Source organism: Roseateles sp. P5_E4, from assembly GCF_054049255.1.
Window position 1 is genome coordinate 1 of the sequence record NZ_JBFUMS010000001.1, and the last position, 14,476, is coordinate 14,476.

Annotated in this window: 9 protein-coding genes; 3 read left to right on the plus strand and 6 right to left on the minus strand. The window is 69.1% G+C overall.

Translation table 11 applies throughout. From position 1 onward, the window contains the following. From ACXJLH_RS00005 to ACXJLH_RS00020, 4 genes are all read right to left on the minus strand, one after another. Positions 1–1,014, minus strand: a 1,014-nt coding sequence (locus ACXJLH_RS00005) for a methyl-accepting chemotaxis protein (RefSeq protein WP_457442088.1), incomplete at its 3' end; no start/stop codon positions are given. 144 nt (positions 1,015–1,158) lie between these two features. Next, entirely contained in the window at positions 1,159–3,021 is a 1,863-nt protein-coding gene (gene mnmC, locus ACXJLH_RS00010; RefSeq protein WP_457442089.1) for an FAD-dependent 5-carboxymethylaminomethyl-2-thiouridine(34) oxidoreductase MnmC, read from the minus strand. Then, positions 3,018–3,641 (minus strand): hypothetical protein, encoded by a 624-nt coding sequence (locus ACXJLH_RS00015; RefSeq protein ID WP_457442090.1) that lies wholly within the window; start codon positions 3,639–3,641, stop codon positions 3,018–3,020. Before ACXJLH_RS00015 ends, mnmC begins: the two co-directional genes overlap by 4 nt. Then, the gene (locus ACXJLH_RS00020) at positions 3,642–7,877 is read right to left on the minus strand and encodes an SNF2-related protein (RefSeq protein ID WP_457442091.1); all 4,236 of its coding nucleotides are present in this window, start codon (positions 7,875–7,877) and stop codon (positions 3,642–3,644) included. It abuts the gene before it with no gap. 201 nt (positions 7,878–8,078) lie between these two features. Here ACXJLH_RS00020 and ACXJLH_RS00025 point away from each other — a divergent pair, with 201 nt between their 5' ends. Further along, the gene (locus ACXJLH_RS00025; RefSeq protein ID WP_056196196.1) at positions 8,079–8,690 is read left to right on the plus strand and encodes a hypothetical protein; all 612 of its coding nucleotides are present in this window, start codon (positions 8,079–8,081) and stop codon (positions 8,688–8,690) included. A gap of 110 nt (positions 8,691–8,800) precedes the next feature. Here the strand turns inward: ACXJLH_RS00025 and ACXJLH_RS00030 are convergent, their stop codons facing one another. Next, the gene (locus tag ACXJLH_RS00030; protein ID WP_457442092.1) at positions 8,801–10,327 is read right to left on the minus strand and encodes a DEAD/DEAH box helicase; all 1,527 of its coding nucleotides are present in this window, start codon (positions 10,325–10,327) and stop codon (positions 8,801–8,803) included. Between the two features lie 154 nt (positions 10,328–10,481). Continuing rightward, positions 10,482–12,050, minus strand: a complete 1,569-nt coding sequence (locus tag ACXJLH_RS00035; RefSeq protein WP_457442093.1) for an ABC transporter substrate-binding protein — start codon at positions 12,048–12,050, stop codon at positions 10,482–10,484. Between the two features lie 94 nt (positions 12,051–12,144). Between ACXJLH_RS00035 and ettA the strand changes: the two genes are divergently transcribed. After that, complete coding sequence (gene ettA, locus ACXJLH_RS00040) at positions 12,145–13,809, plus strand: energy-dependent translational throttle protein EttA (RefSeq protein ID WP_457355162.1); 1,665 nt, start codon at positions 12,145–12,147, stop codon at positions 13,807–13,809. Positions 13,810–13,949: 140 nt separating this feature from the next. Continuing rightward, complete coding sequence (locus ACXJLH_RS00045) at positions 13,950–14,438, plus strand: Spy/CpxP family protein refolding chaperone (protein WP_457442094.1); 489 nt, start codon at positions 13,950–13,952, stop codon at positions 14,436–14,438. The last annotated feature ends 38 nt before the right edge of the window (positions 14,439–14,476 follow it).

Sequence of the window (14,476 nt, forward strand, 5' to 3'; positions counted from 1 at the left end):
TCCACCAGGGTCCACCAGGGCGGCGTTCTGCTGCGTCATCTGGTCGAGCTGCACGACGGAGCCGTTGACGACGCCGATGCCCTCGCTCTGCTCACGCGCCGCGGCGCTGATCTCGCCAATGATGTCGGTCACGCGCTGCACGCTGGCGACGATCTCGGTCATCGTCGCGCCGGCGTCCTGCACCTGCTGGGTACCGGAGTCCACACGCTCGACGCTGGCACTGATGAGGCTCTTGATCTCCTTCGCGGCCTCGGCGCTGCGCTGGGCCAGCAGCCGCACCTCGCCGGCCACGACGGCGAAGCCACGGCCCTGCTCGCCGGCGCGGGCCGCTTCCACGGCGGCGTTCAGCGCCAGGATGTTGGTCTGGAAGGCGATGCCGTCGATGGTGCCGATGATCTCGTTGATCTTGCGCGAGCTGTGGCTGATCTGATCCATGGTCGCGACGACCTGCGACACGGCCTCGCCGCCGCGCCGGGCGACGCTGGCGGCGGAGCTGGCAAGCTGGTTGGCCGTCATGGCTGCGTCGGCCGTCTGCTTGACGGTGCCGGTCAACTCGGACATGGACGACGCGGTGTTCTGCAGATTGCTCGCCGTCTGCTCGGTGCGCTGGCTGAGGTCCAGGTTGCCGGTGGCGATTTCGGCGCTGGCCGTGCCAATGCTGTCGGCGGCTTCGCGCACCTTGGCGATGAGTTTTTGGAGCCCTTGCTGGGTGTCGTCCAGCGCGCCGAGCAGGCGTCCGACGTCACCACTGCCGCCGCGCGGAATGGGGTGGGTCAGGTCAAAGCGAGCCAGCGCCTCGGCGGCCTCGGTGGCCGCATGCAGGCTGCCGCCCGAGCCGCCACTGGTCAGCAGGCCGAACAGGCCGGCCACCCAGGTGAGCGCCAGAACGGCATACAACCAACCCTTGGCGGCGCCGGCGGTGTCGCCCAGGCCGGACAGCGCCATGCCGGCGCCCACGGTGACCACGCCGAGCACAACGCCCAGAGCCAACTTCAACCGCTGCGAACCGCTCATGCCGTCGTCTCCATCAGATAAGGAAAAGGACACTGGCCAGGCCGGTGTCAACAGCGCAGTGTGCCGCCGGCTCTGGTGGGGCGGAAGAGCGATATGGGGGAGGAAGCGGCAATAGTTGCCCGAACCAGGGCCAAACAGGCCGGCTCAGCCGCCCGGCCTGCGTCGCTGGCGCAACGCGAAGCGCAGCGGGTCGACAGCGTCCAGCAGCTCGGCCTCGAGCGGCCGTGGCGAGCCCAGGGCCAGCGCCGCGACCAGGCGCCCGGCCAGGGCCGCCCAGGTGATGCCTCGCGAGGCAAAACCGGTGCAGGCGATGAGCCCCGGCTGGCGTGGCTGCAGGCGCAGTTGCTCGGCCGCCTCACCGGGAGCCGCCAGACCGCCGATCAGCGGCAGGCGGTCCGGCGCGATGAGGCGCCAGGCCACGCGGCCGGAGAGCGGCGCCTGCGGCGGGGTGGCCAGGCCGGCCAAGCGCGCGTAGCGGGCGAGGTTGTCGGCCTGATCAACCTCGCGCAGCGCCGGGTCGAGATCACCGTCCTGGGTCGTCGCACCGCACCACAGGCCGCCGCGGCCATCGGCGATGGCGTAGCCGTCGCCGGCGATGGGGACGGTGGGGCACCAGGGTGCTTCCGGCAAGTGGGTCAACTGGCCGCGCTGCACGGTCAAGCCGGCAGCCAGTTCGCCGAGCAGCGACAGTTGGCCATGGCCGCCGGCCAACACGACAAGGGGCGCCTCGGCGATGCGATGACCCTGGGCATCCCGCAGGCGCCAGCCGTCGGTGGCTGCTTCCAGGGCGGCGACGGGGCTGCCCAGTTTCAGGGCGACCCCACTGGCGGCCAGCATGGCGCGGATGTAGGCGGCCGGGTCCAGCGCGCCACCACCGGGATAGAACCAGGCCGGGTGGGCGAGGGCGGTGCCGGCCAGGATCGAGGCGCCTTCGGCGGACAGGGCCTCGACATAGCCCGGCGCGCCGCGCATGGCGGCCAGCGGCAGTCGCGTCTCCATCCTCAGCAGGCCGCGCTGATGAGGCAGGGCGAGCTCCGTCAGCAAAGCCTGCGTGGCCAGCGCCGCGGCGCGGTTGAAGCGCGCGTGCGGGCCGTCGTCCGGGTTGAGGGTGCCGTGGAAGAGGCCGGCCGGGTTGCCCGAGCTGGCCTGGGCCGGGCCTGGCAACGCATCGACGACGGTGCAGGCCACGCCCGCCCGCGAGAGCGCCAGCGCGCAGGCCGCACCCGCAAGGCCGGCGCCGACGATGACGGCCTGCTTCGCGCCGGGCGCCAGCGGCTCGCGGCCGGCCGGCCGCTGCGTGTGCCGAGGCGCGAACCGGGCGACGGTCATCTCGGGCTTGTTGGCAAAACCTGGCGCCAGGCGCACCTCGAAGCCCAGTGCGGTGAGCGCCCTGCGCATGGGCCGCGAGATGCTCCACGTGGCCGCCGTCGTGCCGGGCACGGCGTGCCGGGACAGGCTCTTCAGCAGCCATTCGTCCCACAGCTCCGGGTTGCGCTGTGGCGCGAAGCCGTCGAGGTAGAGAGCATCGGCGTTCAGCACCAGTTCGCGCAGCAACTCGCGCGCATCGCCCAGGCCCAGCAGCAGTTCGACGCGACCGTCCTCGAAGCTCAGCGTGTGCAGGCCGGTGGTCAGTGGTGGCCAGCGTTCGACCAGTTGGGCCGCCAGGTCGGGCAAGGGGCTGGCCGCATGGACGCGGGCCAGATCGTCGCGCTTCAGCGGGTGCTTCTCCACGCTGACGAAGATGAGGCGCTCGCAGCGTGCCGGGTCTTGCTGCCAGGCGTTCCAGGTGGCGAGGAAGTTGTTGCCCAGACCAAAGCCGGTCTCCAGCACGACGAAGCGCTCGCGGCCCTGCCAGCGGCCGGGCAGGCCGTTGCCGGCGACGAACACGTGGCGGGCCTGGGGCAGGGCGCCGGCGCGCGAGTGATAGACGTCTCCGAAGGTGGGGGAGGCCGGTGCGTCGGGGTCGGAAAAGTCGACCTCGGCCGGCTCGATCGCCGGGGACTTCATTGGCCCATGCGTTGCATTTCGCCGGACTCGATGATGCGCACGGCCGGGCCGGGGGCTTCGAGGGCCAGGCGCATGGCCCGTGCAATGCGCTGCGGCGAGATGGGGCGCCAAGTGCCGGGAATCAGCCCGGCCAGCGGCCGTACCAGCCTCAGCGTCCAGGCCTCCGCCGTGCGGCGCGGTTGGTCGAGCTGCTCACGCTCGCCGTCCAGCAGGGAAGGCCGAGCGATGACGAGGCGCTCGAAGCCGAGTGCGATCAGCGCGTCCTCGGCCTCGCCCTTGACCTGGTTGTAGAAGACCGGCGAACGCGCGTTCGCACCGAGCGCCGACACCAGGCCGCAATGCGTGGCGCCCGCCTCGCGCGCCGCGCGGGCGACGGTGACGGCGGCATCGAAGTCCGCCGCGCGAAAGGCCTCGCGCGAGCCAGCCTGGGCCATCGTCGTGCCGAGCGCAATCAGCACGCAGCCGGGGACGGGCAATGCGGCGAACGAGCCGGGCTGGGTGTAGCCCACCGCCGTCATGCCCGGCCGCGGCTTGCGCGCCAGCGCGATGGCGTCGGGCCATTCGGCGCACAGTGCGCGGCCGACGAGACCGGTCGCGCCGGCAATCCAGGTGCTTGTCATCTAGTCCTCGAGCAGAGCGGCCAGCGCCTGCGCGTCCAGCGGCGAAGCCTGTTCATGGCCCTCGAGCATGCCCTCGGCCAGGCCGCGCTTGTCGCGGTGCAGCTCGATGATGCGCTCCTCCACCGAGCCGGCCGTCACCAGCCGGTAGACGGTGACCGGGCGCTGCTGGCCCATGCGGTGGGCACGGCCGCTGGCCTGATCTTCGGCGGCGGGGTTCCACCAGGGGTCGACGATGAGGACGTAGTCGGCCATCGTCAGGTTCAAACCGAACCCGCCGGCCTTCAGGCTGATGAGGAACACATCGCCCTCGCCACGCTGGAAGGCCGCCACGCGCTTGGTGCGCTCGGCTTGCGGCGTGCTGCCGTCCAGGCGCTGGAAGGGCAGGCCCATCTGCGTGAGGCGCTCGCCCAGCAGGTCGAGGTAGTCGGTGAACTGGCTGAAGACGAGGGCCTTGTGGCCGCCCGCCACCAGCTCGCGCACGATGTGCTCGAACTCGGCCATCTTGGCTCCCACCAGGCCCAGCTCGGGTGACACGAGGCGCGGGTCGCAGGCGGCGCGGCGCAGGCGCATCAGCTCGGCCAGCACCTGCATGGGTGCGGCGCGCTCGCCGCTGGCCGCTGCCGCGGCCACCGCCGCTTGCGCGTCGCGGCGCAGGGCTTCGAGGAAGTGGCGTTCCTGCTCGCTGGGCTCCACGCGGTGGACGATCTCGGTGCGCGGGGGCAGGTCTTGCAGCACTTGCGCCTTGGTCCGGCGCAGCAGGAAGGGCGCGACGATGCGGCGCAGCCGGGCGCGGGCCGGCGCGTCCTGCTGGCGCTCGATGGGGCCGGCAAAGCGCTCATTGAACTGCTGCGGTGTGCCCAGCAGGCCGGGGTTGATGAGGTTCATGATGGACCACAGGTCCGCCAGCCGGTTCTCGACCGGCGTGCCGGACAGGGCCAGGCGGAAGTCGGCATCGAACTCGGCGACCGACTTGGCGCGCTTGGTGGCGGCGTTCTTCAGCGCCTGGGCTTCGTCCAGCACCAGCGTGGCCCAGCGGCGCGCGGCAAAGCCTTCGGCGTCGATCTGCGCCAGCGCGTAGCTGGCGACGATGACGTCACCCGGGCCGGCGGCTTGCAGCAGCGCGTTGCGGTCGGCGGCTTCGGCGTAGACCTGCACATTCAGCCCCGGCGAAAACGCGGCGCACTCGGCCGCCCAATTGCCGCAGACCGACGTGGGCGCCAGCACCAGGGCCGGGCCCAGCGCGCTGCGCTCGATCAGCAGCGCCAGCGTCTGCACGGTCTTGCCCAGGCCCATGTCGTCGGCCAGGCAGGCGCCAAAGCCGGCGGCGGCCAGGCGGCTCATCCACGCAAAGCCCTCGACCTGGTAGGCACGCAGCTCGGCGCGCAGGGATTTGGGCGGCTGGGGCTGCAGCGCGGCGGCGGCCGTGAGTTGCTCCACCCGCGCCCGCCAGGCTTTGTCGCCGCCCAAGCGCACGCCGGCCAGGCCCTGGTCCAGCCAGGCGGCGCTGGCATTGGGCAGTTGCAGCTCGCCCTTCTTGGTCTGGGCCAGTGAATCGAGGTCGCGCAGCTGCTGGCGCAGTTGCTCGGACAGCGCCAGGTAGTGCCCCTCGGCCATGCGCACGAAGCGGCTCTTGCTGGCGCGGCTCAGGGACAGCAGCTCCTGCAGGCCGACGACGCGGCCTTCCTCGACCTGCACCTCGCCGGTCACGCCCAGCCAATCGCGCCCGCTGCTGACCTCGATCTGCACCGCGGCGCCGTCCACCGGCAGCACGCGCACCGGCTTGCCCTTGGGCCAGGCCAGCGCGGCGATTGCCGCCAGGCCGGGCAGGCGTTCCACGGCGGCCAGCGCCTCCTCGGCATCGGCCAGCAGCCAGGGCTGGTCGGGCGGCTGCTCGGGGTCGAGAAAGGGCAGGGCTTCGATGACGGCGGCGCGGTGGCCGGCCTCGGCACCCAGGTCACGCTCGGTGGCCAGGCTCAGGCCCTCGTGCAGGCACATCAGTCGCGCGCGGCCCAGGCCCGGCGTGACGGCGGGGCCGAAGTCGCCAAAGGGTTGGGCCACGAGCAGCAGCGACAGGCCCTCGCCCTGTGGCGTGAGGCGGGCATGCAGGCGGCTGTCGCCGGCCACCCGCTGGCCGGCGTCGGCGTCGGAATGGAGCTGGAAATGGCCGGTCAACACCTGCAGCGCAGCGCCGAGTTCGGCCGTGGCATTGGCCGGTACCTTCCAGCCCTGGGCGACCAGCTCAGCCACGCGGCGCTGGGTGGGCGTGATGCGAATCAGCCGCGCCCGGCTCGGGCCCTCGCGCAGCACGCGCTGGGTGTTGCGGCGCTCGCGTTCGGCCTCGGCCTGGGCGCCGTGCAGCATGCCGGCATGCGGCGACTCGGCGGCGACCAACGGCGGATGGAGGTGGAACTCGAAGGCGGCATTGGCGTCCTGGCCAACCCGCCGAATCTCCAGCTCCGGCAGCCCCTCGCTGAGCTCCACCCACTGCCCCGGCGCGTCGGCAAACATCAGGTGCGGATGGCCGATCAGTGCGACCAGGGCTTGGCTCACGTCCAGACGCAGATCATGCACACCGGCCCAGGCGTCGCGCTCGATGTGGCGCAGCACCAGGTTGTCGCGGCTGCGCTGGGCGCCTTGCTTCTTGAGCTTGGCCAGCGTCACGGCCTTGAACTTGAGGCCGCCGCGTGCGCCGTGGTTCATCTCCAGCGGCTCCAGCGTGTGCACGCGGCCGGCGTTGTCGAGCTTGAGCTGCCAGGCCAGCTCAGGCTTGGTGGCGCTGCCGGCGGGCTTGCCATCGTCACTGAGGGCGGCGATGGCCGCGAGGGCGTCCTGCCAGGCCTGGCGCGGCTGGCCGAGGAAGTTGGCAACGCGGGCCGGCCCGGCGCCGCCCAGTTCCAGGCGCTGCAGGGCTGCGCTCAGATAGTCGGCCAGCAAGGCTTCTTCTGGGCCGAGGCCGGCGAGCACGGCCTGTGCGAGCTGGGGCGTCCAGCCGGGTGCTGGCTTGCCCAGCCAGGCGGTGAGCAGCAGGCGGTCCACCGGCGCGGCATCGCCCGGCGTGCGGGGCGTGAAGGCGGCTTCCAGAAAACTGTCCTCGCCCAGCCGCACGCCGATGCCGTGGGCCCACAGGCCCCAGGCCTCGTAGGCGGTGGGGCTGCGGCTGCCGGATTCGGCGATGGCGTATTTGCGCGCCTGCGCCCAGGCCTTGGGGTCGTCCTGGGCCAGCAGGCTGAGCAGGTACAGGCGCGCGGTGTCCAGCGACAGCGCGTTGCGACGGCTGCGGCTGGCGGTGTGGATGGCCTTGATGGCGGCCTCGAAGCCGGCGCTGGCCTCGGCCCAGCGGCCATCGACGAGGGCCCGGGTGGCGGCCAGCAGCGTGACGCCCGGGCCGGCCAGGCCGCGCAGATGCTGCTCGGCGCTGTCCAGTTGCAGGGCCAGCATGTCGGCCTCGGCCAGGCGGGCGTGCATGGGAATGCTGAGCGTGCCGGTACCGGCCTGCAGCCAGGTGCGCAGCTCGGCACGCACCGGGTGGCCGGCGGGCAGGACGTCCAGCAACTGGCCCAGCAAGGTATCTCGAAGATCCGGGTCGATCTGCGCCAGCAGCCCGGGGCACCAGGGCTCGATCAGGGCCTGTAGGGCCAGCATCGGCGGGCTCAGTTCCGGCAATCGGGTGGCGAGCAGTTCATGGAACTCGGCGGCGGGCATGCCCGAGAAGATCATTAGCCGCAGCACCGTGCGCATGTCCTCGGGGCTGCGGAAGTTGACCCAGGCGATGGGGTCCTGCCAGTCGCCCCGGCCCGAGCCCAGCAGCCACAGGCGCTGGCGCCAGTAGCGCTCGTGGCCGGGGGCGGCAAGCAAGGTCTGCAGACGCTCGACGTGATCGATCAATGAGACGCGCGTGCCCTTGCCGTACAGCCCCTCGGCACGGCGCTGGGCGACCAGGGCCTGCAGGCCATCGCGCGTGGCGTAGTGGTCGAAGGTCTCGCCGTTGGCGCGCTCGCGGCCGGTCAGCGACAGCCATTGCATGACGGCGTTGATGCTGGCGGTGCCGCCCAGCAGCAGCAGGGCGTCGAGCAAGGTCTGCAGGTCGGCCTCGGGCAGGGCGCCGGGGGCGGCGAGTTGCTCGGTCCGCTGGGCCGCTTTGGCTTCCTGGATCTTGCGCAGCATCTCCTGGGCGGTGACGACCGTGCCATCGGGCAGGTTGAACTTGAGCGAGTTGTCGAGCGGGGGGCGTGCCATGGGTGGAATTAGATCAGCCCCTCATGGGAATCCGGGGTCGGCGGCGCCTGTGTTTCAACGGGTTCGGCAAGCGGCACCCGCCTGTAGCAATTGAAACCATTGCACGCCTGCGGGAAGCGGCATTGATACCGCCGATCCAGACACTGATTTGCATCGCGACACGTCGTCGTGAACCTTTTCAAACCCCACAGGGAGATCACCATGTCTTTGCGTCACATCCTCATCGGCGCGGTCGCGCTGGCCTGCAGCGCCGCGGCTCAGGCGGGCCTCGTCAACTACAGCTTCGTGGCCAAAGGCCTGGACGCGGCGACCGGCGGAACGCTGTCGGGCAGCTTGGTGGTGGACATGGATGCCGTCGACTCGGATGCGGGGCCCACGCGCGGCCTCTATGACAGCGGCGCCAAGATGTCGGGCGGTGTTTCAGGTGGCGTGCAGGACGGCATGGCATACACGAATGAGAGCAAGCGGATCTTCGTCGACGCGGATATGGACAGCTTCTTCAGCTTCATTGACCTGAACGATCCGTGGCCCGTCTTCCAGCTGTTCTTGGAGGGGACAACGGGCGTGGATGCGCTGACGACCGGCGCCATGCCCTACCTGTATCTGGAGGACTTCCAGTCCCGTCATGAAATCCGCTTCCAGATGCCCAACGAGAAGCAGTACCGCTACGAGATCACCGCGTTGACCAGTACGGACGTGCCACCCCGCGATGGCGCGCATGAGCTGCCGCTGCCCGGTACGGCGCCGCTGGTCCTGGCGGCTCTACTGGGCCTCGGCTGGGCCAGGCGCCGGGCCGCCACGCAGCTGCCTTGAGGGGCCAGCTGCCGATGCACGAGCCGTGAGCCGCAGAGGTTGCAGCAGCGGTCGCCCAGCAAAAACGGCCTGCCCCGTGAGGGACAGGCCGCGCAGGCGATGCCTTGGACTCAGCGCTTGGACTGCGTCAGGCGCGGGCCGTTGTTGTGGCGCGGGGCGCCGCCGGCGTTGCCGCGGGCTGGTTGGGCGCCGGCTGCGCGAGGGGCGTGCTCGGCATGGGGCTTAGGCGCGGTCTTGGCGCCGCCCACGCCGGTGTGGCCGGCGGGCTTGCCGCCACGACCACCACCGCCACCGCCGCCTGCGCTGGGCCGGCCGCCGTCACGCGAGCCGCCGCGGCTGTCGCCGCCACGGCCACCGCCGCCGCCACCAGGTCGGCCACCGCGGCCATTGGCGCCAGCCGGCGGGTTGGGGTTGCGGCCCCGGCTGCCGTTGGGGTTCAGCACGGTGCGGCCCAGCACGATGGGCTCGGCGCGCTCGTTGGGGTCGGGCGCGAAGCCCGGCACGATTTCGCGGGGGATCTCGCGCTTGATGAGGCGCTCGATTTCCTTCAGGAAACCGTTCTCGTCGACACAGACCAGGCTGACCGCCTCGCCCGTGGCGCCGGCGCGGCCGGTGCGGCCGATGCGGTGCACATAGTCTTCGGCCACGTTGGGCAGCTCGAAGTTGACGACGTGGGGCAACTGGTCGATGTCGATGCCGCGGGCGGCGATGTCGGTCGCCACCAGGCAGGTCAGGTCGCCAGTCTTGAAGTCAGCCAGCGCCTTGGTGCGCGCACCCTGGCTCTTGTTGCCGTGAATGGCCATGGCGCTGATGCCCTGGTCGTTCAGGTAGTCGGTCAGGCGGTTGGCGCCGTGCTTCATGCGCGTGAAGATCAGCACCTGCTGCCAGGGCTCACCGCTCACGCCGCCCTTGATCAGGTGAACCAGCAGCTCCTTCTTGCGCTCGCGGCCGACCGGATGGACCTTCTGCACGATGGCTTCGGCGGTCTGGTTGCGGCGGGCCACCTCGATCAGCGCCGGGGCGTTGAGCAGGCGGTCGGCGAGGTTCTTGATCTCGTCGCTGAAGGTCGCGCTGAACAGCAGCGACTGCTTCTTGGCCGGCAGCAGGGCCAGCACCTTCTTGATGTCGTGCACGAAGCCCATGTCGAGCATGCGGTCGGCTTCGTCCAGCACCAGGATCTGCACCTGCGACAGGTCCAGCGTGCCTTGCTGCGCGTGGTCGAGCAGGCGGCCGGGCGTGGCGACAAGGATGTCGACGCCGTCGCGCAGCTTGTTGATCTGCGGTTGCATGCCGACGCCGCCGAACATGACCATGCTCTTCAGCGGCAGGTATTTGCCGTAGGTCTGAACGCTTTCCTCGACCTGGGCGGCGAGTTCGCGGGTGGGGGTCAGCACCAGGGCGCGGATGGCGATCTTGCCGCGCTTGTTGAGCAGCTTCTCGCCGGTGGACAGGCGGTGCAGCAACGGCAGCGTGAAGCCGGCGGTCTTGCCGGTGCCGGTCTGGGCGCCTGCCAGCAGGTCGCCACCGTTCAAGACGGCGGGAATGGCCTGGGCCTGGATGGGGGTGGGGGTGGTGTAGCCAGCGTCAGCAATGGCCTTGAGCAGCGGCGCTGCCAGGCCGAGAGAATCGAAACTCATTCGGTAGGGGAGTGAGCACGCCTGGTCGCATCGCCTGCCGCGCCGCGGAGAGCGGCGCCAGTCTTCGGGCAGGGCGGGCGGCGTGCAGGGGCTGAAAAGAGAACGCCGCGCAAGACTGAGAAGCGCGGCGGTTGGGGCCATTCTAGCGGCTGAACTATTTACGGACCGTGACCCAATCCATGCTGGCCCAGTTATTCGGCGAATGCGGGATGCTGACCTCCTTGCGCATGGCCCAGGGGATGACCTGGCGGTGCAGCGGAATGATGTTGACCTGGTCGCGGTAGGACTGCAGCGCGGACTTCACCAACGCTTCGCGCTTCTTCGGGTCGGTCTCGATGGTGGACGAGGCGGCCAGCGCGTCGGCCTCGTTGTTGACGATGCCGCCGTAGTTGGCCACACCGACGCCCTGCTCGCCCCGGTTGCGCAGCACCGGGGTCAGCATGATGTCGGCATCGGTCGAGCCCCCGCCCCAGCCGGTCAGGAAGAGGCTGGTGTTGAATTTCTCGACCTTGGGAAAGTACATCGTGCGCGGCATGGCGTTGACCTTGACCCTGACCTTGACCTGGGCCCACATGCTGGCCAGCGCGACACAGATGCGCTCGTCGTTGACGTAGCGGTTGTTGGGACAGTCCAGCGTGATGTCGAAGCCGTCCGGATAACCGGCCTCGGCCAGCAGCTTCTTTGCGGTCGCGACGTCATAGGGCAGGCGGGTTTCCAGCCTGGCGTCGCCATAGGCGCCGCGCGGCGATGAGGTCAGGCCACCGGTGGGCGTCGAATAGCCGCTCATCAGCTTGGTCTTGATGGCCTCGATGTCGATGGCGTRATACAGGGCCCTTCTCACGCGCAAATCCTTCAACGGGTTCTTGTCGCCAGGGGCCTGACCGTAGAGCAGCTTGTCGCGAGTCTGGTCCATGCCGACATAGACGATGCGGTTCTCCTGGCCGTCCACGACCTTGAGTTCGGGCACGGTGCGCAGCCGGGCGACGTCGCGCGGCGGCGGATCGAGCACGAAATCGATCTCGCCGGTGATCAGGGCCGCCGTGCGTGTCGCGTCGTTGCTGATGGGCACATAGATGAATTCCTGCAGATTGCCCTCGAACCTGTTCCACCAGTTGGGGTTGCGCTTGAAGACCGTCTTTACGCCTGGCTGTCGGCTGACCAGCATGAAGGGGCCGGTGCCGTTGGCGTTCTGGCTGGCATAGGACTCCTCCTGCTGCTTGAAGTTCAGCGGTTTCGTCACGCGGTGCTGCTCGCACCAGCGCTGGCTCATGATGAACAGGTTGGCTATCAGCTCCGGCACGATGGGATTGGGCTTGTCCAGCGCGAAGACGACGGTCAGCGGGTCCACCGCCTTCGGGATGCCGACGGCATTCGCATAGACGCGCTGCGGCGCATTCGGGTCGCGCAGGCGCTGCATCGAGAACACGACGTCGTCGGCGGTGAAGGGCGTGCCATCATGGAACTTGACGCCCGGGCGCAGCTTGAAGCGCCAGATCAGCGGCGTGACCTGGGTCCACTCGGTCGCCAGCGCCGGGCCGATGCTCATGTCCTTGCCGCGCCGGGTCAGGCCCTCGTAGACCTGGTTGTTCAGGCTGTTGGTCATGACCTCGTTCTGCGAATGCGGATCGGTGGTCTGCATGTCGCCCTGGCTGGACCAGCGCAGGGTCTGGGCTTGGACGAGGCCGGTTGCGAGAACGATCAGGGCGGCGGCAAGACGGAGCATCTGACTTCCTGGAAACGCGGGCTCGGCGACAATACCAGGCAATGCAGGCCCTCTTCCGGGGCCTGCCGCTGTTTCAGCCTCACAGGATTTGCCCATGGCCCAGTACGTCTTTTCCATGAACCGCGTCAACAAGACGGTTCCTCCCAAGCGCCACATCCTGAAGGACATCTCGCTGTCCTTCTTCCCCGGCGCCAAGATCGGCGTGCTGGGCGTGAACGGTTCGGGCAAGTCGACCATCCTGAAGATCATGGCGGGCGTCGACAAGGAGTACGAGGGCGAAGCCACGCCGATGCCTGGCATCAAGATCGGCTACCTGGAGCAGGAGCCGCGCCTGAACCCCGACCAGACCGTGCGTGAGGCCGTGGAAGAGGGCATCGGCGGCGTGCTTGCCGCGAAGAAGCGTCTGGACGAGGTCTATGCCGCCTATGCCGAGGAAGATGCCGACTTCGACGCGCTGGCTGCAGAGCAGGGCGAGCTGGAATCCATCATTGCCGCCGCCGGCTCCGAGAACACCGACCTGCAGCTGGAACTGGCCGCCGACGCGCTGAACCTGCCGCCGTGGGACGCCGTCATCGGTGTGCTGTCCGGCGGCGAAAAGCGCCGCGTGGCGCTGTGCCGCCTGCTGCTGAGCAAGCCCGACATGCTGCTGCTGGACGAACCCACCAACCACTTGGACGCCGAGTCGGTCGAGTGGCTGGAGCAGTTCCTGCAGCGTTTCCCCGGCACCGTCGTGGCCATTACCCATGATCGCTACTTCCTGGACAACGCGGCCGAGTGGATCCTGGAACTCGACCGCGGCCATGGCATTCCATGGAAGGGCAACTACTCCGACTGGCTGGACCAGAAGGAAAAGCGCCTGGAGACCGAGCAGAAGTCCGAAGACGCACGCATGAAGGCGATGAAGGAGGAACTGAAGTGGGTTCGCTCCAACGCCAAGGGCCGCCAGGCCAAGAGCAAGGCGCGCCTGGCCCGTTTCGAGGAGCTGTCGGACGTCGAATACCAGCAGCGCAACGTCACGAACGAAATCTTCATCCCCGTGGCCGAGCGCCTGGGCAATGAAGTCATCGAGTTCGAGAACGTCAGCAAGAGCTTCGGCGACCGCGTGCTGATCGACAACCTGAGCTTCAAGGTGCCGGCGGGCGCCATCGTTGGCATCATCGGCCCCAACGGTGCCGGCAAGTCGACGCTGTTCCGCATGCTGCAGGGCGTGGAGCAGCCGGACTCGGGCACGGTCAAGATCGGCAAGACGGCCAAGATGGCGTTTGTGGACCAGAGCCGCGAGAGCATGGAAGCCGACAAGACCGTCTGGCAGGACGTCTCCGGCGGCCTGGACAACATCATCGTCGGCAAGTTCGTCATGCCCAGCCGTGCCTATCTGGGCCGCTTCAACTTCAAGGGCAACGACCAGCAGAAGCTCGTCGGCGCCCTCTCCGGCGGTGAGCGCGGCCGCCTGCACCTGGCCAAGACCTTGGCCCAGGGCGGCAACGTGCTGATGCTGGACGAACCGTCCAACGACCTGGACGTCGAAACCCTGCGCGCGCTGGAAGAAGCGCTGCTGGAGTTCGCCGGCTCGGCCATGGTCATCAGCCATGATCGCTGGTTCCTGGACCGCATCTGCACCCACATCCTGGCTTGCGAAGGCAATTCGCAGTGGTTCTTCTACGACGGCAACTTCCACGAGTACGAAGCCGACAAGAAGAAGCGCCTGGGCGAAGAAGGCGCGCGCCCGAAGCGCATGCGCTTCAAGCCGATCAAGTAAGCCTTGATCGAAGGGGAGGCTGGTTCACCGCAGGTAAAACTGGCCCTGTTTGTCGACACAGTTCTTTACCCCACCCCCAAAGATCCCACACAGGCCGCCTGGAAGATGACCTCACTCACTCTTCTTCCAGGAGACCTTTGATGAAGTCCTTCCCGATCCAGAACCTGTTGCGCGTCGGTGCGGTGGCTGCGGCCTTGGCCTTCGGCGGTGTTGCTGCCCAAGCCCAGCCTGCCCACGGGGGTCACCACGGCGGCCCGGCCATGATGGCGCCCGGCGGTCTGTTCGGTGGTCACATCGAGCACATGCTCGACGTGGTCAGCGCGACCGAATCCCAACGCAGCCAGATCGAAGCCATCTTCAAGGCGGCCCGACAGGACCTGTCGGGCCAGCGCGAAGCCGGCATGAAGCTGCACCAGCAGATGGCCACGCTCTACACGGCCACCAACATCGACGCCGCCGCAATCGAGGCCGTGCGCGTGCAGATGAGCGCCCAGCACGAGGCCGCCTCCAAGCGCCTGAGCCAGGCCAGCATCGACGCCGCCCGCGTGCTGACGCCCGAACAGCGCGCCAAGATTACCGAGGTGATGAAGAAGCGCCAGGCCCGCATGGCTTCCCGTCACGCCGGCTGATTGGCCCTTGACCAGGAGTTCTGCGATGCTTGAGCCCC

Excerpts from the sequence above, each read along its gene's own strand:
- mnmC (WP_457442089.1), bottom strand. The coding sequence starts at position 3,021 with ATGAAGTCCCCGGCGATCGAGCCGGCCGAGGTCGACTTTTCCGACCCC.
- ACXJLH_RS00015 (WP_457442090.1), bottom strand. The coding sequence starts at position 3,641 with ATGACAAGCACCTGGATTGCCGGCGCGACCGGTCTCGTCGGCCGCGCA.
- ACXJLH_RS00020 (WP_457442091.1), bottom strand. The coding sequence starts at position 7,877 with ATGGCACGCCCCCCGCTCGACAACTCGCTCAAGTTCAACCTGCCCGAT.
- ACXJLH_RS00025 (WP_056196196.1), top strand. The coding sequence starts at position 8,079 with ATGTCTTTGCGTCACATCCTCATCGGCGCGGTCGCGCTGGCCTGCAGC.
- ACXJLH_RS00030 (WP_457442092.1), bottom strand. The coding sequence starts at position 10,327 with ATGAGTTTCGATTCTCTCGGCCTGGCAGCGCCGCTGCTCAAGGCCATT.
- ettA (WP_457355162.1), top strand. The coding sequence starts at position 12,145 with ATGGCCCAGTACGTCTTTTCCATGAACCGCGTCAACAAGACGGTTCCT.
- ACXJLH_RS00045 (WP_457442094.1), top strand. The coding sequence starts at position 13,950 with ATGAAGTCCTTCCCGATCCAGAACCTGTTGCGCGTCGGTGCGGTGGCT.